Annotated in this window: 22 protein-coding genes and 1 tRNA gene; 15 read left to right on the forward strand and 8 right to left on the reverse strand. The window is 63.2% G+C overall.

The annotated features are described in order from the left end of the window. The first annotated feature begins 6 nt into the window (after nt 1-6). The 3 genes from LDN75_RS04105 to LDN75_RS04115 are packed head-to-tail and all read left to right on the forward strand — an operon-like array spanning nt 7 to nt 2,995. On the forward strand, nt 7-1,380 hold the full coding sequence (locus LDN75_RS04105) for an amidohydrolase family protein (protein WP_223935908.1): 1,374 nt from the start codon (nt 7-9) through the stop codon (nt 1,378-1,380). Continuing rightward, the gene (locus LDN75_RS04110) at nt 1,377-1,592 is read left to right on the forward strand and encodes a hypothetical protein (RefSeq protein ID WP_223935909.1); all 216 of its coding nucleotides are present in this window, start codon (nt 1,377-1,379) and stop codon (nt 1,590-1,592) included. Before LDN75_RS04105 ends, LDN75_RS04110 begins: the two co-directional genes overlap by 4 nt. Then, nucleotides 1,589-2,995 carry an amidase gene (locus LDN75_RS04115; RefSeq protein WP_223935910.1) on the forward strand — a complete coding sequence of 469 codons (1,407 nt, stop codon included), beginning with the start codon at nt 1,589-1,591 and terminating at the stop codon, nt 2,993-2,995. The genes LDN75_RS04110 and LDN75_RS04115 overlap by 4 nt, the downstream gene beginning before the upstream one ends. An 80-nt stretch (nt 2,996-3,075) precedes the next feature. Here the strand turns inward: LDN75_RS04115 and LDN75_RS04120 are convergent. Further along, nucleotides 3,076-3,148: transfer RNA gene (locus LDN75_RS04120), tRNA-Thr, on the reverse strand. Nucleotides 3,149-3,367: 219 nt separating this feature from the next. On the opposite strand from LDN75_RS04120, the gene LDN75_RS04125 reads away from it, so the two are divergent. Next, nucleotides 3,368-4,099: an HAD family hydrolase gene (locus LDN75_RS04125; protein WP_223935911.1), complete on the forward strand. Its 732-nt coding sequence runs from the start codon at nt 3,368-3,370 to the stop codon at nt 4,097-4,099. A gap of 21 nt (nt 4,100-4,120) precedes the next feature. Here LDN75_RS04125 and LDN75_RS04130 read toward each other — a convergent pair whose 3' ends face one another. Genes LDN75_RS04130 through tmk form a run of 3 tightly spaced genes read right to left on the reverse strand, consistent with a single transcriptional unit; the run spans nt 4,121 to nt 7,562 of the window. Then, a complete protein-coding gene (locus LDN75_RS04130; protein WP_223935912.1) occupies nt 4,121-5,731 on the reverse strand; it encodes an alpha/beta hydrolase in 1,611 nt (536 codons plus the stop codon). 8 nt (nt 5,732-5,739) lie between these two features. Further along, nucleotides 5,740-6,891 carry a DNA polymerase III subunit delta' gene (locus LDN75_RS04135; RefSeq protein ID WP_223935913.1) on the reverse strand — a complete coding sequence of 384 codons (1,152 nt, stop codon included), beginning with the start codon at nt 6,889-6,891 and terminating at the stop codon, nt 5,740-5,742. Next, nucleotides 6,888-7,562, reverse strand: a complete 675-nt coding sequence (tmk, locus tag LDN75_RS04140; protein WP_223935914.1) for a dTMP kinase — start codon at nt 7,560-7,562, stop codon at nt 6,888-6,890. Before tmk ends, LDN75_RS04135 begins: the two co-directional genes overlap by 4 nt. A gap of 74 nt (nt 7,563-7,636) precedes the next feature. Here tmk and LDN75_RS04145 point away from each other — a divergent pair, with 74 nt between their 5' ends. Continuing rightward, a complete protein-coding gene (locus tag LDN75_RS04145) occupies nt 7,637-8,821 on the forward strand; it encodes an aminotransferase class I/II-fold pyridoxal phosphate-dependent enzyme (protein WP_223935915.1) in 1,185 nt (394 codons plus the stop codon). A 10-nt stretch (nt 8,822-8,831) separates the two neighbouring features. Next, nucleotides 8,832-9,173, forward strand: coding sequence for a DUF2516 family protein (locus LDN75_RS04150; protein ID WP_216921243.1), 342 nt, complete (start codon nt 8,832-8,834; stop codon nt 9,171-9,173). A gap of 6 nt (nt 9,174-9,179) precedes the next feature. Here LDN75_RS04150 and LDN75_RS04155 read toward each other — a convergent pair whose 3' ends face one another. Continuing rightward, complete coding sequence (locus tag LDN75_RS04155) at nt 9,180-10,001, reverse strand: class I SAM-dependent methyltransferase (RefSeq protein ID WP_223935916.1); 822 nt, start codon at nt 9,999-10,001, stop codon at nt 9,180-9,182. A 79-nt stretch (nt 10,002-10,080) separates the two neighbouring features. Between LDN75_RS04155 and LDN75_RS04160 the strand changes: the two genes are divergently transcribed. Beyond that, a complete protein-coding gene (locus tag LDN75_RS04160; protein ID WP_223935917.1) occupies nt 10,081-10,827 on the forward strand; it encodes a phosphoglyceromutase in 747 nt (248 codons plus the stop codon). Between the two features lie 147 nt (nt 10,828-10,974). Here the strand turns inward: LDN75_RS04160 and phoU are convergent, their stop codons facing one another. Then, nucleotides 10,975-11,628, reverse strand: a complete 654-nt coding sequence (gene phoU / locus LDN75_RS04165; protein WP_223935918.1) for a phosphate signaling complex protein PhoU — start codon at nt 11,626-11,628, stop codon at nt 10,975-10,977. 198 nt (nt 11,629-11,826) lie between these two features. Between phoU and LDN75_RS04170 the strand changes: the two genes are divergently transcribed. Both LDN75_RS04170 and LDN75_RS04175 read left to right on the forward strand, forming a co-directional pair. Continuing rightward, nucleotides 11,827-13,113, forward strand: a complete 1,287-nt coding sequence (locus LDN75_RS04170; protein WP_223937476.1) for an ATP-binding protein — start codon at nt 11,827-11,829, stop codon at nt 13,111-13,113. Continuing rightward, complete coding sequence (locus tag LDN75_RS04175) at nt 13,110-13,790, forward strand: response regulator transcription factor (RefSeq protein ID WP_216921232.1); 681 nt, start codon at nt 13,110-13,112, stop codon at nt 13,788-13,790. Before LDN75_RS04170 ends, LDN75_RS04175 begins: the two co-directional genes overlap by 4 nt. Nucleotides 13,791-13,884: 94 nt before the next feature. Here LDN75_RS04175 and LDN75_RS04180 read toward each other — a convergent pair whose 3' ends face one another. After that, complete coding sequence (locus LDN75_RS04180) at nt 13,885-14,430, reverse strand: hypothetical protein (RefSeq protein ID WP_223937477.1); 546 nt, start codon at nt 14,428-14,430, stop codon at nt 13,885-13,887. Nucleotides 14,431-14,722: 292 nt separating this feature from the next. Between LDN75_RS04180 and LDN75_RS04185 the strand changes: the two genes are divergently transcribed. The 6 genes from LDN75_RS04185 (at nt 14,723) to rlmB (ending at nt 19,596) form a co-directional block, all read left to right on the forward strand. After that, a complete protein-coding gene (locus LDN75_RS04185) occupies nt 14,723-15,205 on the forward strand; it encodes a CarD family transcriptional regulator (protein ID WP_011690592.1) in 483 nt (160 codons plus the stop codon). Nucleotides 15,206-15,327: 122 nt separating this feature from the next. Beyond that, nucleotides 15,328-16,110: a 2-C-methyl-D-erythritol 4-phosphate cytidylyltransferase gene (gene ispD, locus LDN75_RS04190; RefSeq protein ID WP_223935919.1), complete on the forward strand. Its 783-nt coding sequence runs from the start codon at nt 15,328-15,330 to the stop codon at nt 16,108-16,110. Next, nucleotides 16,110-16,670, forward strand: a complete 561-nt coding sequence (ispF, locus tag LDN75_RS04195; RefSeq protein ID WP_223935920.1) for a 2-C-methyl-D-erythritol 2,4-cyclodiphosphate synthase — start codon at nt 16,110-16,112, stop codon at nt 16,668-16,670. The genes ispD and ispF overlap by 1 nt, the downstream gene beginning before the upstream one ends. Beyond that, entirely contained in the window at nt 16,663-17,019 is a 357-nt protein-coding gene (locus LDN75_RS04200; protein WP_223935921.1) for a hypothetical protein, read from the forward strand. Before ispF ends, LDN75_RS04200 begins: the two co-directional genes overlap by 8 nt. Nucleotides 17,020-17,054: 35 nt before the next feature. Beyond that, on the forward strand, nt 17,055-18,524 hold the full coding sequence (gene cysS / locus LDN75_RS04205) for a cysteine--tRNA ligase (protein WP_223935922.1): 1,470 nt from the start codon (nt 17,055-17,057) through the stop codon (nt 18,522-18,524). A 79-nt stretch (nt 18,525-18,603) separates the two neighbouring features. After that, entirely contained in the window at nt 18,604-19,596 is a 993-nt protein-coding gene (gene rlmB, locus LDN75_RS04210) for a 23S rRNA (guanosine(2251)-2'-O)-methyltransferase RlmB (protein WP_223935923.1), read from the forward strand. 367 nt (nt 19,597-19,963) lie between these two features. Here the strand turns inward: rlmB and LDN75_RS04215 are convergent, their stop codons facing one another. Then, nucleotides 19,964-20,773, reverse strand: a complete 810-nt coding sequence (locus LDN75_RS04215) for a carbon-nitrogen hydrolase family protein (RefSeq protein WP_223935924.1) — start codon at nt 20,771-20,773, stop codon at nt 19,964-19,966. Nucleotides 20,774-20,909 lie beyond the last annotated feature (136 nt).

Genomic DNA, 20,909 nt, shown 5'->3' on the forward strand with positions numbered 1-20,909 from the left:
GCCTGAATGTCTACGCTCATCCGCGGAGGCACCGTCATTACGGCGTCGGGCGATACAGCCATCGACGGCGGCGCGGTAGTCATCCGCGATGGCCGCATTGCGGATGTGCTCCACCGATGGGATGCAGGTCAGCCGTTTGACGGCGAAGTGATTGAGGCGTCCGGCTGCGTCGTCATGCCAGGACTGATCAATATCCACACCCACGGAGTGACCCCGGGCCCGCTGTTCCCGAGTGCGGCACCGGCGCTGCCCGCCGAGCGATGGATGGCGAACCTGGACAGGCACCTTCTGGCGGGAACCACCACAGTCCTCAGCCTCTGTGGTTTCGCCTCCATGGACGATGTCCGCGAAGCAGACAAAAGGCACGCCGTGCACGTCCGTGGTGCAACGACGCATCTACCCCATTGCTTGCGGGCCGCAGCTCTGGCGGACGGCCGGGGTCTTACAGTCGAGGCGGGCGAACTCACCGTTGAGGCGATGCTCGACGACGGCGCTGTCGCCATCGGTGAGTTGGGCGGTGGACAAACCCTGGGCGGCGGAGGGCAGGACCTCGTATACATCCCTGCGGCCATCCAAAAAACCTCCGGCATTCGAGTCACTATTGATCAAGCCCGCCGCATCAAGGAAGCAGTCCTGGGCAGGTTCATCGACGTCCGCGCATTCGATCCGGCAGCCCTTGCGGAGGCGGCCCAGGACGCTGGCCTGGCCGACGCCTTCACGGCTACCCAGTTGGCGAAGCTCGTCAGGGACACCGTGATGCCGTCGTTTGTCCCGGCCATCGAAGGAATCAGGGAGGGCGTCCGTGCAGCGTCGAAGTTTGGCGTGCCAGCCATCGTGCACAGCGCATCCGCGACCTCCAGCGTCTTAAGGGAACTGATGCCCGAGCTTGATGGAACGGGAGCCACGATCATTGCGGCGCACGCTAACCACCCTTCCCACACGCCGGCAGAGGCCTACGAACTGGCTGTCCTGGGCAGAAGAATGGGTTGGCCGGCCGAGGCTTCAGTGTTTGATCTGCTGCACCGCCAGCGAACGGTGACGACGCGCGAGCACTGGGACTTGCTGCTTCAGGAACCCGGACTGATATCAGTCCTCGGGACCGACTATGGACACGACGGGGATCATGACGAGCTAATCTCTGCCGTCCAGGACATCGCGGCGCACGGACACCGATCCTTGGCAGGTGCCGTGGCGATGGCAACCTCTGCCGTAGCTGATCTGGTTCCGGGCATCGCACCCGGAAGCGGGCGGCTCGAGGCTGGGCGAGTCGGGGATCTAGTGGTCGCCAACGCCGAGGATTTCAGGGATGTGCGTTTTGTTCTGGCAGACGGCGTCTGCGTGGTTCGCGATGGACGGCTCACCCCGGAGGCGCACCGATGAGTCAACCATCCAACAAGGCGCTGCCGTTGAGCAGTCACCAACTGGCAATCGTCCGTGAGCTGGTTGGAGCTTCGATTGCCCAGCAGGACCTTCCCGCGCTGGAGAGTGCCTACCGCGACTTCCGGACTGGGATGTATTCCCTGAAGGCTGCCTTTGAACAGCAAATCCTTCTGGAAAAGGAGACCGACGCAAAACGGGAGGTGAATCCTTGACGGAAGCGTGGGAACTGGGCATCGCGGAAGCAGCCGTACTCATCCGGCGCCGCCACCTGTCCGCTGTTGAACTGCTCGACTCTGTTCTGGATCGTGCCCGGGCCACAGAGGAGTATGCCCAGGCGTGGGCGCATATCGACGAACGCGGCGCACGTGAAGCGGCCCGCATCGCCGATGACCTGGCCGTCGGGGGCCAATTCGCAGGCAGCCTTCACGGGATCCCCATCGGAGTGAAGGATGTCATAGACGTCCAGGGGATGCCGACGGAAGCCGGCTCCGAAAGCCTCCGTGGGAATATCGCGCTGGACGACGCCGGAGTGGTACGCCGACTCCGTGAAAGCGGTGCCGTTATTCTCGGAAAGCTTCAAACACACGAGTTCGCCTTCGGACAGGGAACTCCGCCGTCGCGAAACCCGTGGGATCCTGACAGGTACGCAGGAGGCTCATCCGTTGGATCGGGTGTTGCCGTCGCTGTGGGATCAATTCCCGGGGCGCTGGGCACTGATACCGGTGGCTCCGTCCGGAACCCGGCCGCCATCAACGGGCTGGTGGGGCTCAAGCCAAGCTACGGCGTCGCTTCTTCCTCCGGCGTCCTTCACGTAAGCCACACCATGGACCACGTGGGACCCATTGCCCGGAGCGTCGAAGACTGCGCGGCACTTCTGGACGGCATGGTGGATCCACAGGGGATGGCACTGCTTGGGGGGCCCGTGTCAGCCCAAATGCGTGACGCCCCTGTTCCGGTCAGGCTTGGGGTCGATCGCAGAATGTGGTCGGAATGGGGAGTTACCGCGGATGTCAGGGAAGCTGTGGAAGGAGCTTTGCGCGTACTCACGGACCTTAAGTTCGAGATCGTGGAACTTCCGCTACCCGAACTTGACCTTGCCCTGCACGCTAGCGTGGCAATCTCACTGTCCGAAGCTTCCCACCATCACCGCGCCCGGCTGGGAAGCGCTGCCGAACGATATTTGCCGGCAACCCGCATCATGATCGAGACGGGTGCGCTGGCTTCGGAGGAGGACCTTCAACTGGCGTGGCAGGTAAGGGAGCACCTCCGGTGGTTCTTGCCGCGCGCCATGGCACAAGCTGGAGTGCACGGACTCGTGTCGCCTACGCTGCCGGCGATTGCCCCGTTCGCCCGCACTATGTCCTCTGAACTCACCGGTTCCCCCGGAGAGGATTCCCTTTCGGCTGCCCTTCGCATGCTTTCAGCTGCGAACCTGACCGGAATGCCCGGGGTGAGTGTTCCCTGTGGCTTCGCAAGCGGGCAGCCCGTGGGCCTGCACATCATGGGACCGGAACACACCGATGCCACAGTGCTGGCCATCGCCCACGCCTATGAGCGCGCCACGCAATGGAAGGGGTTCGTGCCGGTGCATATGCTGCCGCAAACTGTGGGGTAGGCGAGGTATCTGACTCCCAGGGAACGGGAGGAAAACACGAGAACCCCCGGAAATCCGTGATTTCCGGGGGTTCTCTGCTGAGCTTCCTATCAGAATCGAACTGATGACCTTTTCATTACGAGTGAAACGCTCTACCGACTGAGCTAAGGAAGCACCGCGTTCATCACCGGTTTCCCGGGCGATCACGCAAGACATAACTGTAATAGAGGCACCGCGCCCGGGTCAAAACGAGGGCGGTGGCGGCCGTTGCGGGGATGTTCACCTGCACGTCGGGCCGGGTTCAATCGGCCTTTTCCCGGCCGCCGGAGGCTGGGAAATCAACGGTGGCGGGTTACATCCGGCCCCGCAAAACCAGCCGAAGGAGCCGCGCAAATGACCGGGGACACAATGACCAGGGATAACAACAACACTCCCACCCGGCTGCGGCTGGCCGTGGTGGACATGGTGGGGACCACCATCACAGACGATGGGCGCACGGAGCGTGCCTTGTCCCGGGCCTTGGTGGAGCATGGCGTAGAACCCGGCAGCAGCCGCTTTGAGAGCATGCTCGGCTACGCACGTGACACCATGGGATTCTCCAAAATGGCCGTCTTCGGGGACCTTTTTGGTGACCCTGGTGTTGCAGAGAGCGCGAACAAGGTCTTCGAGAAGGCTTACGACGAGTTGATTGAGGACGGCGGTATCCGCGCGATTCCCGGCGCGGAGGATGCCATCATCTGGATGCGGGAGTGCGGAATGCAGGTCTGTCTTGCCACGGGCTTCGGCCGCCACACGCAGAACATGGTGCTCGAATCACTGGGCTGGATGGGCTTGGCGGACCTCAGCTTGTGCCCTGCGGATGCTGGACGGGGACGGCCCTACCCGGACATGATCCTGACAGCGTTGCTCGCCTTGGACTTGGATGATGTTCGTGAGGTGGCCGTCATCGGCGACACCAGCTCAGACATGCTCTCGGGCGTCCGTTCGGGCGCGTCGCTCATTGCCGGCGTCCTCACTGGCTCGCACTCTGAGGCGACGCTGCGCGCAGCGGGCGCCACCGTCGTCGTGGATTCCATCAAGCAGCTCCCGCTCTTGTTGGAGAAACGCGAAGCCAGGCACGTTTAGCACGCTTAGGTCAGGGGAGCCCTAGCACTGGAGCCCGTCCTGCGGCAGCTTGCCGTCAACAAAGTAATCGTCGACGGCGGTGCTGACGCACGAGTTCGAGCGTCCGTAGGCTGTGTGCCCCTCACCTTCCCATGTGACCAGGGCTGCGTTTTCAAGCTGCTTGCGCAGCGACTGTGCCCATTCGAGGGGCGTGGCCGGGTCTCCGGTTGTGCCGATCACGACGATAGGGGAGGAGCCGCTGTATTCCACAGGGGCAGGAGTGCGTGTGTTCTTGTAGGGCCAGTCCTTGCAGGTGACTCCACCGTAGGCGAAGTAGGAGCCGAATGTTGGGGATTCCTGCTTGAGCCGGGCTTCCTCCGCCCGCATTCCGGGCGTGTCCGTGACCATCGGGTAGTCGAGGCAGTTGATGGCTTGGAACGCGAAGGCGGAGTTGGAACTGTACGTACCATTGGCCTCGCGGTCTGCGCCGAGATCGGCAATGCGCAGCATCTGTGACACGTCGCCGGAGAATGCACTGTCCAAGGCCTGGGTCAATGCTGGCCAGCTTTGGTCGTCATAGAGGGGAAGGAAGAGCCCGTTCACAAACTCGGTCCCGGTAACCAGCCTCCCGTCCTTGGCGGTTTGGGGATTCTGGTCCACTGCCTTGATGAGATCCCTGATTTCCTGGATTCCGTTATCAACGGAGCCGCTGAGGGGGCATTCCTTTTGCCGAAGACAGTCGTCCACGTAGGTGCGGAGGGCCTTTTCAAAAGCCCTCGCCTGGCCAGCGGTCAGTTCCTCGTTGCTGATGGAGGGATCCACGGCACCATCCAAGACCAGATGGCCGACGTTGCCGGGGAACAGGGCCGCGTAGGTTGAGCCCAGGAAAGTACCGTAGGAGTAGCCAAGGTAATTGAGCTTGGCATCGTTGACCACGGCGCGCAGGATGTCCAAGTCCTTGGCAGCACTGACGGTATCAATGTGTTCCAGCACGGGGCCGGTCTTCTCGACGCACTTCTGAGCCAGAGACTTATTGAAAGCCAGTGCGGCCGCCAATCCCTGGTCCGTTTCCTTCCGGAATACTTTTTCGCGCGCGGCATCCCGTTCGGCATCCGACATGCAGGTGACCGGAGCGGACCGCTTCACGCCGCGGGGGTCGAACCCCACCATGTCGAAGTTGGCGAGCAGCTTTTCGGTGAAGTGCGTGTTTCCAGCGTCCTTGACGAAGTCAACGCCGGAGCCGCCCGGACCTCCGGGATTGACCAGGATGGAGCCCTGCTTGGTGCCCGTGCTCCGCAATTTGATGGCGGACAGCGTGATCTCGGCGGAGTCCGGATTGCCGTAGTCCAGGGGAACCTTTATCTCACCGCACTGGAACCCGTCCTCGCACGAGCTCCATTTCACCGTCTGTGAGTAGTACTTTTCGAGACCTTTAGGCGCCGAGGCCGCGATGGACGGGTCAACAGTGCTGGTGCTCGGCTTCGCTGTGGGTGTTGGCAGGAAGGGCAACGAGCATGCACTGAGCACCAGCAGGGAGGCAAGGGCCAGACAGAGGGCCGCAAAACCCCGCCGCCGGGCACCTCCATCCGCAGCAGGCTGGACAGACCGGTCCCTTGAAAGGGCACCGGCGGGCCGGCGAAGTGCGGACTTCATGCATTCTCCTATTGCTGGATGAGGCTCGTCGCCATGGACTCGACCGCCAACAGCGGCGCGACGTTGGTGGTGGTAATGCGGACACGGGCCTTGTTAATGGCGTCCATGCGGGCGAGGGTGGTCTCCGGGGCTGAGCGGGCGGCGTATTCTTCAAGTTCGCTCTTGAGCTCAACGTTGACCAACTCCACCGCGTTCCCCAATTGGATGATCAACACATCCCGGTAGAAGGACAACAGATCCGTCAGCGTGCGGTCCAGCGAGTCCGTGATGGAGCGCTTCGCGCGGCGTTTTTGGTCGTCTTCAAGCTGCCTCACCTGGCTCCGCATGGACGGCGGGAGTGTGCCTGACTCAGGTGCGCCAAGGCTGGCCAGCAATGCAATTTTTTCAGCCGCATCACGTTCGTCGTTGGAGCTGTTGGCCTCGTCCGTGGCGATCTTGACCAGCTTTTCGGCCATCATCACCGCAGCAGTAACGCCGCGGAGGCCCAGCGGGATGCGGACCGTCTCCAAACGTCGTTCCCGGGCATCGGCGTCGCGGGCAAGCCGACGGGCGATTCCGATGTGGCTTTGAGCCGCCCGCGCGGCGCGATCGGCCAGTTGGGGCTCCACGCCGTCACGCCTGACCAGCAGCGCTGCGACATCGGACGCAGGCGGGAGCCGGAGACTGACAGGACGGCAGCGCGAACGGATCGTTACCAGCACATCTGCCGGCGACGGTGCGCACAACATCCAAATGGTGCGGGGTGTCGGTTCTTCGATCGCCTTCAACAGGACGTTGGTTGTTCGCTCTGCCATGCGGTCCGCGTCTTCAACGATGATGATCCGCCAGCGTCCCGTGGCAGGCCGGTCACCGGCCTTGGACACCAGGTCCCGGGCTTCGTCGATGGTAATGGTGACCTTTTCGGTCCGCACGAACGTCACATCCGAGTGCGTCTCGCCAAGGATGGTGTGGCACGCGGCGCACTCGCCGCACCCACGTAAGGAAACGTCATCCTGCTCGCAGTTCAAGGCAGCGGCGAAAGCCTTGGCAGCATTGGAACGGCCCGATCCCGGAGGGCCGGTGAAAAGCCAGGCATGGGTGAGGCCGGTGTCGCCCTGCGCTGCCTGCTTGAGCTGGGCAACCACTGGCGCCTGGCCCTGGAGGTCGTCCCAAACGCTCACAGGTGGTTTCCCGAAATACGCTCGCCCAGCCCGCGCTCAGCCAGCAGTGATTCCACGCGCTCCAGGATCTGCGCGGCCAACGCCTCAATCCCGGACCTGGCCGACAGTACGAGGTAACTCGAGGGAGCGGCCGCCGCCAGGTCGAGGAAGGCGTGGCGGATGGTGGAATGGAAGGCATCAGGTTCGGATTCCAAGCGGTCCTCAGCCGCCGCTCCGGCGATGCGGCGTTGACGCCCGTCCGAGGGCTCGACGTCGAGAAGCACAGTCAGGTCCGGATGCAAGCCTTCCGTGGCCCATTCGTTAAGGGAAAGGACACCCTCAGCACCCAACCCCCGGCCGGCTCCCTGGTACGCGACTGAGGAGTCAATGTAGCGGTCGGTGATGACAACCTGCCCCGCCGCAAGTGCCGGGCGGATCACCTGGCTGGCGTGCGCTGCCCGGGCCGCGGCGAACATCAGGGCCTCTGTACGGGCATCGATGGTGCCATGGCCATGATCCAGCACCAGGGAGCGCAATTTTTCGCCGATGGGAGTCCCGCCGGGCTCGCGCGTACGCAGCACGGACAGGCCCCGCGAGCCGAGGGCATCACAGAGCAGGGCAGCCTGGGTGGACTTGCCCGCTCCATCTCCGCCCTCGAAAGCAATAAAAAGGCCGGCGCTCTGAATACTCACTTGTCTAGCCTACCGATCACGGGCAAACCGTAACGGCTTTCATCCACAGGCTGACCCGCGGCTACGCTGAAACCATGAGCCTTTCCGATCAGCGCGCCGCCGATTTGTCCCCGGAAACCGTTGTGGTGGCTGCCGGCCGCCCCGAGCGCAAACACGATGAACCGGTGAATCCGCCGATCGTCCTTTCCTCCACATATTTTGGAACTGGTTCTCTTGGCGACGGCGATCGCGGCTATGGTCGCTACGCCAACCCCACCTGGGACCCGTTCGAAGACGCCCTGGGCAAACTGGAAGGCGCAGCGCTGCCCGGTCTGCTCTATGCCTCGGGGCTTGCCGCCGTCAGCTCAGCCCTCTCCTTGGTACCGGCCGGTGGCGTTGTTGTCATGCCATCACACAGCTACTCGGGATCGTTGGTCATGGCGACGGAACTCGCGGAGAAGGGCTTCCTGGAGCTCCGCATCGTGGACATTACGGACACGGACGCGGTGAAGGCGTTGATCAGCCCGGAAGAGGGCAAAGCCGCGGACCTGCTCTGGCTTGAGAGCCCCACCAACCCCATGCTCGGCATCGCCGATGTCCGCGCGCTCACGGACGCCGCCCACGCGGTGGGCGCAATCGTGGTCACCGACAATACTTTCTCCACACCCTTGGTGCAGCAGCCCCTGGGCCTGGGTTCCGACGTCGTGCTCCACTCGGTGACCAAATACCTTGCCGGCCATTCCGACGTCGTACTTGGCGCCCTGGTGACCTCCAATCCGGAACTGCGCGCCACGCTCCTGCACCACCGCATCATCCACGGCGGCATCGCCGGACCGTTCGAAGCGTGGCTGGCGCTGCGCGGACTGCGCACCCTCGCGTTGCGGATCGAGCGTTCCCAGGCCTCGGCCGCTACCCTCGCCGAACGGCTCCGCAGCCATCCCCGCGTCGAGACCATCCGCTACCCGGGCCTCGTGACCGATCCGGGACATGAGCGCGCGAAGGCGCAGATGAAGGGATTCGGTTCCATCCTCTGCATCCAGATCGCCGGTGACGAGTCCCGCAGCGGCGCTGACGCCGCGGACGAACTGGTCCGCGCGCTGCAGCTCTGGCTCCCAGCGACATCTTTGGGCGGCGTTGAGTCGCTGATCGAACGCCGACGGCGGCACGCGGCCGAGCCCACCAGCGTCCCGGAAAACCTGGTCCGTTTGAGCGTGGGCATCGAGAACGTGGAAGACCTCTGGTCCGACCTTGAACAAGCACTGAAGTCGCTGGACGGTTAGGCTAAGGGGCGTGGACGGAAAATTCTTGATCGCGATTGTCACCAACGCGGTCTACTTCATCCTTGGCTTGGTGGCCGTTGTCCTTGAACTGTGGGCGTTTGTGGATTGCTTGCGCCACCGGCCAACCCTGTTCGTCGCTGCCTCCAAGCGCACCAAGACTTTCTGGCTGGCGCTCACGGGCGTTGCTTTCGCAATCGGCGCGTTGACCCTGTTGAGTGGTGGAAGCGGCCTTGGCCTGTTCGGCATCGCCGCAGTGACGGCGTCCTGCGTCTACCTCGCGGACGTTCGCCCGGCAGTCCGCGAAGCGGGCAGCGGCGGCAACCGCAACGTGGGTCCTTACGGTCCCTGGTAGAGGACGCTACTTCGGCGCAACAGCGTCCCAGGCCACCGTCACTTCACCCAGGCGCCACCGCGCGGGGCCATCCTGAAGCGGCCACCCGGCGTCGCGCAGTAAGCGGCACATTCCCGTCCAGCGCTGCCGGTTGCCGAACGACGCCAGCGGCGCGGCCTCCAGCCAAGCCTTGTCCATGGCCTGCAGGAATATGTGGATGGGTTCTCCGGGCACATTCCGGTGGATCAAGGCTTTTGGCAGCCGCTCGGCCACTTCCGAGGGCAGCTCGAAACTGCCGAACCGCACAGAGAAACTGAGGCTCAGGGGCCGGTCCCGATCCAAGGCCACCCACGTGACACACCGGCCGATTTCATCGCAGGTGCCGTCAATGAACAGGCCTCCCGAAGCCAGGCGCGACTGCACCAGCGCCCAGATCCCAGCCACGTCCGCCTCTTCGTACTGGCGGAGTACGTTGAAGGCCCGCACAAGAATGGGGTTGCCAGGAACAGGCACTTCGAAACCGCCCACGTGGAAGCTAAGTCCGGGACGTTCCAGCGACTTCGCCGTGCGAACCCTTTCAGGCTCAATCTCGATCCCGCAGACGCGAACATCCGCACGGACGGCCTGGAGCCGCTCAAACAGTTCGACGGCGGTAGCCGGCGAGGAGCCATAGCCCAGGTCCACAACCAAAGGGTCGACGGCGGCGCGGAGCCGCCACGCCTGCGGGCCGGAGAGCCACCGATCCAGGCGGCGCATACGGTTGGGATTCGTGGTGCCCCGCGTGACGTTGCCAACGGGTTTGCCACTTCGATTGCGGGAAGTACTCACCCGTTCCGCTTTTTGCACCACGGCCACCACTTTATCGGGGGCTCTGTTGAGAAACGTAATGCCCGGCAAGGCACAGGACCCCTCGGCTAGGATGAAAACCATGACTTACAAGCTGATTCTGCTGCGCCACGGCCACAGCGACTGGAACGCCAAGAACCTGTTCACCGGTTGGGTGGACGTTGACCTGAACGACCAAGGCCGCGCGGAAGCAGTGCGCGGTGGGGAACTCCTGGTTGAGAACAATATCCTCCCGGACATCCTGTACACCTCGCTCCTGAAGCGGGCCATCAACACCGCCAACATTGCGCTGGACAAGGCCGACCGAGGCTGGATCCCGGTTAAGCGCGACTGGCGCCTCAACGAGCGCCACTACGGTGCGCTGCAGGGCAAGGACAAGGCCCAGACCCTCGCCGAGTTCGGCGAAGAGCAGTTCATGGAATGGCGCCGCAGCTACGACACCCCGCCGCCGCCCCTGTCCGACGACAGCGAATTCTCGCAAGCACATGACGTCCGCTACAAGGACCTCGGCGACGCCCTTCCGCGGACCGAATGCCTCAAGGACGTCCTGGTCCGCCTCCTCCCGTACTGGGAATCGGACATCAAGGAAGACCTCAAGGCCGGAAAGACCGTCCTGGTTACTGCGCACGGCAACTCCCTGCGCGCGCTCGTCAAGCACCTTGACGGCATCAGCGATGAGGCCATTGCAGGGCTGAACATTCCCACCGGCATCCCGCTGGTCTATGAACTGGACGAGGACTTCCAGCCCATCAACCCGGGCGGCACCTACCTCGACCCCGAGGCTGCAGCAGATGCGATTCTTGCGGTAGCCAACCAGGGCAAGAAGTAGGGCTTCGCGGTTCTACGCCGGGTGCTCGGTCGTTCCTCCCTTAGACGCAGTTCGCCCGCGGCACCAGCTACGGAGCAGATTAAAACGATGGCCGGTCACCTCAGGTGACCGGCCGCCGTCGTCATGCGGGAGTAATGCGGGAATTGGCTAGAAGCCCTCAGGCTGCCATTCGCCCGTCACCAAGTAGGTGACCTTGCGGGCAACGGAGACGCCGTGGTCGGCGAAGCGCTCGAAGTAGCGGCTGGCCAAAGCCACATCAACGGTGGTGGAAGCAGTTTCGTTCCAGTCCGGGGACGCAATGGCCTTGAAGACGCTCAGGTGGAGATCGTCTACGGCGATGTTGATCTTGAGGATGTCCCTGGCCACCTCAAGGTTGCGGGTCTCCAGGAGCTCGATCACCTTGGCAGTGATATCGATGTCGTGCTGGGCCATCGCCTTGAACGTCTGGGTCATTGACGCCGGGATGACGGTGGCCGGGTAGCGCAGGCGGGCCAGCTGCGCTACGTGGCGGGCGAGGTCGCCCATGCGCTCCAGCGATGCACTCATACGGAGCGAACCAACAATCATGCGCAGGTCGCTGGCAACGGGACCCTGCAGGGCCAGGATGTCGATGGCACGTTCGTCGAGGCTGTTCTGCAGGAAGTCGATGCGGGCGTCTGCCGCGATGACGTCCTGGGCAAGATCGACGTCGGCGCCTTCGAAGGCCGTGGTGGCCTTCGTGATTGCTTCGTGAACCAGTTTGGAAATCTCGACGAGGTCGTCACCGACCTGGGTGAGCTCCTCCTGAAAAACCTTGCGCACTAAGGCGTCCTTTCCTTGGAAATCCCGTCCCCGGGTGGGGTGCGGATTTCAAAACCATTGGCAGTCCAACCAGTAACTGTGTCAGGAGCCAGTGAACGGTTGCGCACCTTTAGATGAACGTTAGTTGAACCGCCCCGGTTTAGCACCGGATCAATACTTTGGCGTGATTCCAGAGCATAAGCTGGTCACGTGGATCCGTTGCTCATTGGTGTCGTTGCAGGCTTGGTTGGCCTGTCGCTGGGCGTCTTTGGCATGCTCGCATTCAGGATCAGCGAGCGGCAACGCAGGATCGTGGACCTGGATGTTACCGAACCCCTGCTTCCGGAAGGTGCAGCGGAGGTGCTTGCCGTCGTCGGCCGCGCTTTTGTAGTGGTTGATGCGATCGATGGCGTGGTCCGTGCGAGCCCGGCGGCGTACGCCTACGGCCTGGTGCGCGGTCACACGGTAGTCCACAAGCAGCTCCTGGACATGACCGCAAAGGTGCGCCGCGATGGCGTGATCCTGGAGCAGCAGTACGAACTTCCCCGGGGCCCGCTTGGCAAGGGCACAATCGTGGTCCAGGTGCGGGCAGCCATGCTCGGTTGGGAGTACATCCTGCTGCTGGCCGACGACCGTACCGAGATCACCCGCACCGAGGAGATCCGCAACGACTTCGTGGCCAATGTTTCCCATGAACTCAAGACGCCGGTAGGCGCCATTTCACTCCTGGCCGAGGCGCTGGAAGCGTCACCCGATGACGAGGAAGCGGTACGCCGCTTCGCCAAACGCATGCATAAGGAATCAGGGCGCCTCGCAGCGCTGGTCCAGGACATCATTGAGCTTTCCCGCCTTCAAGGCGCCAACGTTGCCCAGCAGGGCCACGCTGTGGACATCAACACCGTCATTACCGAGGCCGTGGACCGCTCCCAGCTGCCAGCGGAGAGCAAGAACATCCAGATCGTGGTGGGCGGCCATTCGGATTCCCTGGTGTTCGGAGACAGGGACCTTCTGGTCACCGCCCTGCGCAACCTGATCGACAACGCCATCCGCTACTCGCCTGAGAACACCCGGGTAGGCGTCGGGGTCCGGACCCGGGAGGGCGTCGTCGCCATTTCAGTGACGGACCAGGGCGAGGGCCTGAGCCCCGAGGACCAGGAACGCGTCTTCGAGCGCTTCTACCGGGTGGATGCTGCGCGCTCCAGGCACACTGGCGGCACCGGCCTGGGCCTCAGCATCGTCAAGCACGTGGTGTCCAACCACGGTGGCGAGGTGACCGTGTGGTCCCAGCCAGGCCAGGGCTCCACCTTCACCATCCGCCTGCCGGAGATGGAAGGCCAGGACGACGACGCCGGCCTCCCGGCCTCCGCTGCCACCGCGGCTCTGTCCCCTGAACTTCCAGCGGCGGGAATTGCCGCCCTCGAAACCCATCACACGATTCAGCAACCTCATCACGCGAATCAACAAGGGGGCGCCAGCGGCGCCCAAGAGCAAGGAGCCAGCGCTTGAGCCGGATTTTGATAGTGGAGGACGAAGAGTCCTTCAGCGACCCCCTGTCCTACCTTTTGGGCAAAGAGGGTTTCGACGTCGAGGTAGTGGACAACGGCACCGACGCCTTGGTGGAATTCGACCGGAATGGTGCCGACCTCGTCCTGTTGGACCTTCAGCTGCCAGGAACGCCAGGCACGGAAGTGTGCCGTCAACTTCGCCAGCGTTCCAGCGTGCCGGTGATCATGCTGACCGCCAAGGACTCGGAGATCGACAAGGTGGTTGGCTTGGAGCTGGGTGCCGACGATTACGTGACCAAGCCGTACTCCTCACGCGAACTCGTTGCGCGGGTGCGGGCAGTGCTTCGGAGGCAGGGTGAACCAGAAGAGCTGATCACATCCACCGTGCAGGCCGGGCCCGTCCGGATGGATATTGAGCGCCATGTGGTGAGCGTTAATGGTGAGCAAGTATCGCTGCCCTTGAAGGAATTTGAACTCCTTGAAATGCTGCTCCGCAATTCAGGACGTGTGCTGACCCGGGGGCAGCTGATCGACCGCGTGTGGGGTTCGGACTACGTGGGTGATACCAAGACGCTGGATGTCCACGTAAAGAGGCTGCGCAGCAAGATCGAGCCTGATCCGTCCGTTCCAAGATATTTGGTGACGGTGCGTGGACTGGGCTACAAGTTCGAGCCGTAAAACTTCAGTCAACAGATTGCGCAACAACGAAGGAAGGGTTCCGCCGCGGCGGAACCCTTCCTTCGTTGTTGTCTTGCTTGCAGCTTGCGGCCTGCTAGTGGCCGGCAGCTGCAGATTCGGTGTGCGTCGGCGTTGCCGTGGAAGAAGAAGACGGCGTTGCCGATGCGCTCGAGGAGGGGAGGTACTTCTTGTACTCCGGCAGCGTGCCGTCAACCACGGGAACGTTGATCGTTGCGGAGTCCGAACCGCTGCGAATGGTGACCGGGCTCAGTCCGCCGGGCCTGGTGCCTGCGGTGCTAAGAACCGCGGCGTCGGCTTCGTCGTTCAGGTACGTCTCCGAGTTGGCCTTGACCGGGATTTCCGTCTGGGCGCCATTTGCACCACTGATGGTCAGGGTGGCATCCGAGTTGGACTTGTTGAACACTGCGCCGATCACGCGGCCGGGCTGGTTCTCGCCTGAAGCGACGATCAGCATGTTGCGCAGCTGCAGCTGGCCGAGATCCGCTTTGACCCCGTCCGATGCTGAGTACTGGTGGGAAGTCTGCTGGGCGTTGACGAAGCCGCAGCCGGTCACGGACAGAAGGCCGACGCCGATTGCAGCCGCCGCAATTGCCAGCTTGCCGCGCTGGACAGGGTTCATCGCAGTAATGCGCACGACACCTACTCCTCAAGAGTCATTGGAAACTTTTCAGGCATAGCCTATCGGCAAACCGGCCGAAACAAGGATTCGGGAAGGCATTGTGGCGTACGCGACCGGGAAGATCCGGCGCGCTCCTTGCCTCCCTGATGCATCTTTCCGGGCTCACGTCAAGGGGTAGCGTGGGCTCGTTTGGGGGCTGTTTCCCTTTATTGGCGCGGCTGGGCGGGCCGTCCGGTGCCAGTCGTATGCCTTAATCGTGATAGACTAGTCTGCGGGAAAGGGGAAAGTCCACATGGTTTTTGAGGTCGGCGAGACAGTAGTTTACCCTCACCACGGTGCAGCAAAAATTGAGGAAATCAAGATGCGCACCATCAAGGGCGAAGAGAAGATGTATCTCAAGCTCAAGGTGGCTCAGGGTGATCTGACCATTGAAGTTCCAGCAGAGAACGTTGACCTTGTTGGGGTCCGGGACGTAGTGGGCAAGGAAGGCTTGGAGCACGTATTTGACGTTCTCCGCGCCGAGTTCACCGAAGAGCCTACCAACTGGTCGCGTCGTTACAAGGCAAACCTGGAGAAGCTTGCTTCGGGCGATGTCATCAAGGTGGCGGAGGTCGTTCGCGATCTTTGGCGCCGTGATCACGATCGCGGCCTTTCCGCAGGTGAGAAGCGAATGCTGGCCAAGGCGCGGCAGATTCTGATTTCAGAACTGGCCCTGGCTGAGAAGACAGACGAAGAGAAGGCAGCAAGCGTTCTTGACGAGGTCTTGGCTTCCTAAGAATTGATCCCCGGTGGTGCGCAAGCGCCGCCGGGTTTCTTTTTGCCACAAAACTGACGGAGATACTTGATAGTCAAGTATCATGCGGCATTTTCAAGTACTTTCCCAGTAACCTTGGGCGCATGAGTATTCCTTCGAAGCGCTCGGTCACGGCCGTCGTCGTCGTCGCAGCCGGCTCGGGCGAGCGCCTCGGCTACGGCATGCCCAAAGCGAAAGTTCCGCTGGGTGGCGAAACCATCCTGATGCACGCCCTCCGAGGCGTCGTGGCGGCCGACGTCGCACGCCAGATCTGCATCGCAGTGCCCAAGGGGGATACGGAACTCCGCCAACTGATTGCCGGGTTCACTGTTGAACTGGTGGACGGGGGCCCCGAAGTGACGGTCGTCGACGGCGGCTCCTCCCGGGCGGATTCCGTCCGCGCTGCCTTGACTGCGTTGGAGGACGGTACCGAATTCGTGCTCGTCCACGACGCCGCCCGCGCCCTGACCCCTGAACGCGTATTCCAGCGCGTAGCCGATGCCTTGGCCTCCGGCGCCCAGGCCGTCATTCCTGCCATGCCCGTGGTGGACACGATCAAGACCGTGGCCCAGACAACTGCATCGGAGTCCTCTATCGCTCCGGAAGTTGTCACCGGAACTGCGCCCCGGGAACAGCTGAGGGCAGTCCAGACGCCCCAGGGTTTCGAACTGGCCACGCTACGCCGCGCGCACGAGGCCGCGGAGCTCTTTGATGACAAACAGGCTGCGGCGGTCACTGACGACGCCATGTTGGTTGAGCTCCTCGGCGTTCCTGTCCACGCCGTCCGGGGGGCCAGCCAATCGCTGAAGATCACCACGCCGCTTGATCTCATCATCGCCGAGGGCCTCCTGGAGGGCCCGCTCGGAATGCGCTGGGTGGAAGGCTGATGGGCCCACAGCAAGCCGTGCGTGCGGCTACCAACATAGCCCTGCCCCGTACAGGGATCGGCATCGACGTGCACGCGTTCGCGCCCGAGGACGATCCCCAGCCGCTGTGGTTGGGTGGTCTCTTTTGGGAAGGCGAGCAAGGGCTGTCGGGACATTCCGACGGCGATTGCGTCGCCCACGCGGCGGCCGATGCCCTGTTTTCAGCCTGCGGAATCGGTGACCTTGGTACCCACTTCGGCACGGACCGCCCCGAGTTCGCCGGTGCCTCCGGGATAAAGCTGCTCAGCGAGGCTGCACGGATCGTCAGGGCCGCAGGGTTCGAGATCGGCAATGTCGCCGTGCAGTTCGTAGCCAACCGGCCCAAGTTCGGCCCCCGCCGTGAAGAATCCCAACGGGTCCTGAGCGAAGCCGCGAACGCACCCGTCAGCGTCACGGCAACCACCAGCGACGGCTTGGGATTTACAGGCCGTGGCGAGGGCATTTCTGCTGTTGCTACGGCACTCGTTTACACGGTCACGGCATCCGAGCCGGGTCCCGCGAAAGGTGGGCCACATGGTTAAGCCGGGTTCCGGCGTCGTGCGTTCCGCCGCGTTGTTGTCAGTGACTGTGGCTGGTGCGCTCCTGCTCGGTGGGTGCGCGGGGACGCCGAAGATGGACGTGAAGGCCAGTTGCGAGTTCTTGAACAACGACACTTTCAAGCCCGACGGCAACCAGCAGCAGCAGTCCAAACAGATCGCTGCCCACTACCACGAGATCGCGGACAAACTGGCTCCGGAAATCGGCGATCCCATCAAGGAGATGGCCGCCATCATGGACAAGGCCGCTGCTTCCTCTCTCGGGGCAGCCACGCAGGAGCAGCAACAGCAGCTGACAGTGCACTTCAACAAAATCGGCGAGTACTGCAAGTAGGCAAGTCATGCCGCGTCATCGGCTAATCTGGAGCGGTGACCCTGCGCTTCTATGACACCGCCTCCGCCGAAGTCCGCGACTTCGTTCCCCTCGAACATGGCAAGGCCAGCGTGTACTACTGCGGGGCTACCGTTCAGGGGATGCCGCACGTAGGGCACGTCAGGTCCGCAATTGCATTTGACCAACTGACGCGTTGGCTCGAATTCCGTGGCCTCCGCGTCACTGTGGTCCGCAACGTCACTGACATCGACGACAAAATCCTGGCCAAGTCCGAGCAATCCTTTGGCCCCGACTGGGCCGAGGAGCCCACCGCGCGGCAAAACGAGGAGTGGTGGGCTCTGGCTTACCGCTACGAGCAGGAATTCGAGAACGCTTACGAGTCCCTCGGTGTCCAACGGCCAACGTACGAGCCCCGTGCCACTGGGCATATCCCGGAAATGCACGCCCTGATCCAACGGCTGATCGATCGCGGCCACGCCTACCCCGCGCTGGACAACTCCGGTGACGTCTATTTCGACGTCCGGTCCTGGAGCAAGTACGGTTCGCTGACGCGGCAGAACATTGACGACATGCAGGGCGCCCCGGACGCTGACCCTCGCGGCAAGCGGGATCCGCGCGACTTCGCGCTGTGGAAGGGCTACAAGGAAGGCGAACCCGAGTCCGCCAGTTGGGCATCGCCGTGGGGCGCCGGACGACCCGGATGGCACCTCGAATGCTCCGCCATGGTCACCAAATACCTGGGCACGCGCTTTGACATCCACGGTGGAGGATTGGACCTGCGCTTCCCGCACCACGAAAACGAGATGGCCCAGTCACAGGCTGCAGGCGATGAATTCGCCAATTTCTGGATGCACAACGGCATGGTCACGTACGAGGGCGAAAAGATGTCCAAGTCCATCGGAAACACGGTGAGTCCCGCCGAAATGCTCGACCTCGCCTCACCCCGCGTGGTGCGCTACTACCTGGGCCAGGCTCACTACCGGTCCGTGCTGGACTACCGGCCCACGTCCCTTCAGGAAGCCGCCGCTGCCGTGGAACGGATAGATGGTTTTATCGCCAAGGCGGCTGCCAAGGTCAGGCACGACATGGGCGGTCCGAAGGCGTACGCCGTGGCTCCGCAGGCAAACATGCCGGCCGCCTTCGCTGCCGCCATGGACGACGACCTCAACGTTCCGCAAGCACTTGGCGTACTCCACGAGACCGTCCGTGCGGGCAATACCGCGCTGGCCGCCGGGGATCTAGATGCCGTGAAGGCGGCCCTTTACAGCGTCAACGCCATGACGTCCGTCCTCGGCCTGGATTCCGTCAAGCGGCCGGAGGCTGTGCAGGGCCGTGAACACGCCGCCCTGGAAGTCCTTGTGGAAGCGCAGCTCGAAGCCCGGGCAGCCGCAAGGGCCAACAAGGACTGGGCTGCGTCTGACGCCATCCGGGATACCCTCGCGGCCGCCGGTGTCGTCGTCGAAGATGGTGCGGAGGGCGCTACCTGGAGCCTGAAACGCGACTGATAAACCGCCGCCACGGCCGAATTGCATTGGGTCAGTAGACTGGAATGCAGACTCATTAATTTCAAGCAAGGTGGACAGAATGGCCAACCACGGTCGCCCGGGTGCAATCCGCAAGAGCAAGAAGGGCCCCTCCACGGGTACCGGAGGCCACGGTCGCAAGGCCCTCGAAGGCAAGGGGCCCACCCCTAAGGCCGAGGACCGGACCTACCACAAGGCATACAAGAACAAGCAGCTTTCCGAACGTTCCGCTGCTAAGCGCGGTCCGGCACGTCCGGGTACCGGCGCCCGCTCCGGCCCGAAGGGGCGCGCAACCGAAGAACTGGTCACCGGCCGCAACTCGGTTGTAGAAGCGCTGCGCGCCGGCATCCCTGCCAAGGCCCTGCACGTTGCTATCCGCATTGAAATGGACGACCGCGTCAAGGAGTCCCTCAAGCTTGCAGCCGAGCGCGGCATCCCGCTTCTCGAAACCGGCAAGCCCGAACTGGACCGCATGACCGAGGACGCTGTCCACCAAGGCCTGGTCCTGCAGATCCCGCCGTACGAGTATGAGGACGCATACGACCTCGCCGAGACCACCATCGCCAAGTGGAAGAAGGGGCACATCTCCAACGCCCCGATCTTCGTTGCACTCGACGGCATCACCGATCCCCGCAACCTCGGCGCGATCATCCGCTCCGTCTCAGCCTTCAGCGGCCACGGTGTCATCGTCCCCGAGCGCCGTTCCGTCGGTGTCACGGCTTCCGCCTGGAAGACCAGCGCAGGGGCCGCAGTCCGCGTACCCGTGGCCCGCGCGTCGAACCTGAACAACGCGCTCAAGCAGTTCAAGAACATGGGCATCTACGTCCTTGGCCTGGACGGCGACGGCGACGTCTCGCTGCCCGATCTCACCGTGGCAACAGAGCCTGTCTGCATCGTGGTCGGCTCCGAAGGCAAGGGCCTCAGCCGCCTCGTGCGCGAAAACTGCGACCAGATCGTCTCGATTCCGATTGACTCCGCCATGGAGTCGCTCAACGCATCCATGGCAGTTGGTATCTCGCTGTACGAGGTGTCCAGGCAGCGGGCGGCCAAGTAGTCCACGCCAAGGCGCAAGGGGTGAGCAGCGGTCGCGACGGCCGCCCTCCGCGTGCTGCTCCTTCGTCGCTTTGACGCACGCTTCCGGGCGCCGGACCGCGACAACTACGGATGCTCTCTCACTTCCTGCGGGTTTTTTACGGATGCTCTCTCATATCCTGACCGTTTGCGGCAGGCGCTCTCTCACGTCATGCACGTGGGGGAGCGTTTGCTGTTTTCCAGAGAATGTGGACGACGGCGGCACCTGGCCCGGGCGGTCCGTTCGCCTTTGGGCAGGGATGTGAGCGAGCATCGGCCAGAAGGTATCCGGATGTGAGAGAAGATCCGCCCAAAACCCGCAGGAAGTGAGCGAGCATCGGACGGGCGGGTTAGAAGTCGCGGCGGTTGGCCAGGACCGGGAGCTTTTGGCGGGCTTCGTTCACCACTGCGGGGTCGAGGTCGGCGAAGAGAAGGCCGGGTTCGCCGTCGAGTGCCTCCACGACCTGCCCAAAGGGGGACACGACGGCTGAGTACCCCACGCCCGTGGGCGCGGTGCCTTTCGCTTCGATGCCCTGGGTAGCAGGATCTCCTTGGCCGCAGGCAAGCACGAACGTGGTGGTATCCACCGCGCGGGCGCGGGCCAGGAGCTGCCATTGTTCAGCCTTGCCCGGTCCGGCGCCCCACGACGCCGCTACGATGTTGACCACGGCTCCACGCAGCGCGTTGGCCGTGAACAGTGCCGGGAAACGGATGTCGTAGCAGGTGGCCAAACCAAAGGTGACACCGCCGACGTCGAACGTCACTGGGTCTGTTCCCGCCTCAACCGTGTCTGACTCGGCGAACCCGAAGGCATCGAAAAGGTGGATCTTGTCGTAGCTGGTCTCAACGCCGGGGCCTGTGACCATGAGCGTGTTCCGGACGCGGCGCGTGCCGGAATCCGAAACACCGCCGGGCGTGAACATTCCTGCGACGATCACCAGCTGCAATTCCCTTGCGAGCTCGCGCACGCGGCTCGCCCACGGGCCGTCGAGCGGCTCAGCGATGTCCAGCAGGGAGTTGCCGAACGCGCGCATCATTGCCTCCGGGAAAACAACAAGTTCCGCACCGGCGTCCTTGGCGCGGCGGGCGTAGTCTTCCAGGAGCCGCAGGTTGTCAGCCAGGTCCCGGCCGGTGATGACTTGAGCGAGTGCAACGCGCACGATTGAACCTCCAGTTCTGTCAGTCCCAGTATGGCAAGGCTGCCGGAAAACACAGCCACAGCGACACATTCGCGGGAGCGGATAGGGGCGTGGTGTTGCCCCGGCAAAACGTTCCAGCACGTGAGCGCCCCGGAAC

Source organism: Arthrobacter sp. StoSoilB5 (assembly GCF_019977235.1).
In the GTDB taxonomy this organism is placed as follows: Bacteria; Actinomycetota; Actinomycetes; order Actinomycetales; family Micrococcaceae; genus Arthrobacter.

Coding starts and splice junctions, on each gene's coding strand:
- LDN75_RS04200 (WP_223935921.1), top strand. CDS start 16,663: ATGGTTAAGCCGGGTTCCGGCGTCGTGCGTTCCGCCGCGTTGTTGTCA.
- ispD (WP_223935919.1), top strand. CDS start 15,328: ATGAGTATTCCTTCGAAGCGCTCGGTCACGGCCGTCGTCGTCGTCGCA.
- LDN75_RS04180 (WP_223937477.1), bottom strand. CDS start 14,430: ATGAACCCTGTCCAGCGCGGCAAGCTGGCAATTGCGGCGGCTGCAATC.
- rlmB (WP_223935923.1), top strand. CDS start 18,604: ATGGCCAACCACGGTCGCCCGGGTGCAATCCGCAAGAGCAAGAAGGGC.
- LDN75_RS04145 (WP_223935915.1), top strand. CDS start 7,637: ATGAGCCTTTCCGATCAGCGCGCCGCCGATTTGTCCCCGGAAACCGTT.
- LDN75_RS04110 (WP_223935909.1), top strand. CDS start 1,377: ATGAGTCAACCATCCAACAAGGCGCTGCCGTTGAGCAGTCACCAACTG.
- LDN75_RS04125 (WP_223935911.1), top strand. CDS start 3,368: ATGACCGGGGACACAATGACCAGGGATAACAACAACACTCCCACCCGG.
- LDN75_RS04160 (WP_223935917.1), top strand. CDS start 10,081: ATGACTTACAAGCTGATTCTGCTGCGCCACGGCCACAGCGACTGGAAC.
- LDN75_RS04185 (WP_011690592.1), top strand. CDS start 14,723: ATGGTTTTTGAGGTCGGCGAGACAGTAGTTTACCCTCACCACGGTGCA.
- LDN75_RS04130 (WP_223935912.1), bottom strand. CDS start 5,731: ATGAAGTCCGCACTTCGCCGGCCCGCCGGTGCCCTTTCAAGGGACCGG.
- ispF (WP_223935920.1), top strand. CDS start 16,110: ATGGGCCCACAGCAAGCCGTGCGTGCGGCTACCAACATAGCCCTGCCC.
- LDN75_RS04105 (WP_223935908.1), top strand. CDS start 7: ATGTCTACGCTCATCCGCGGAGGCACCGTCATTACGGCGTCGGGCGAT.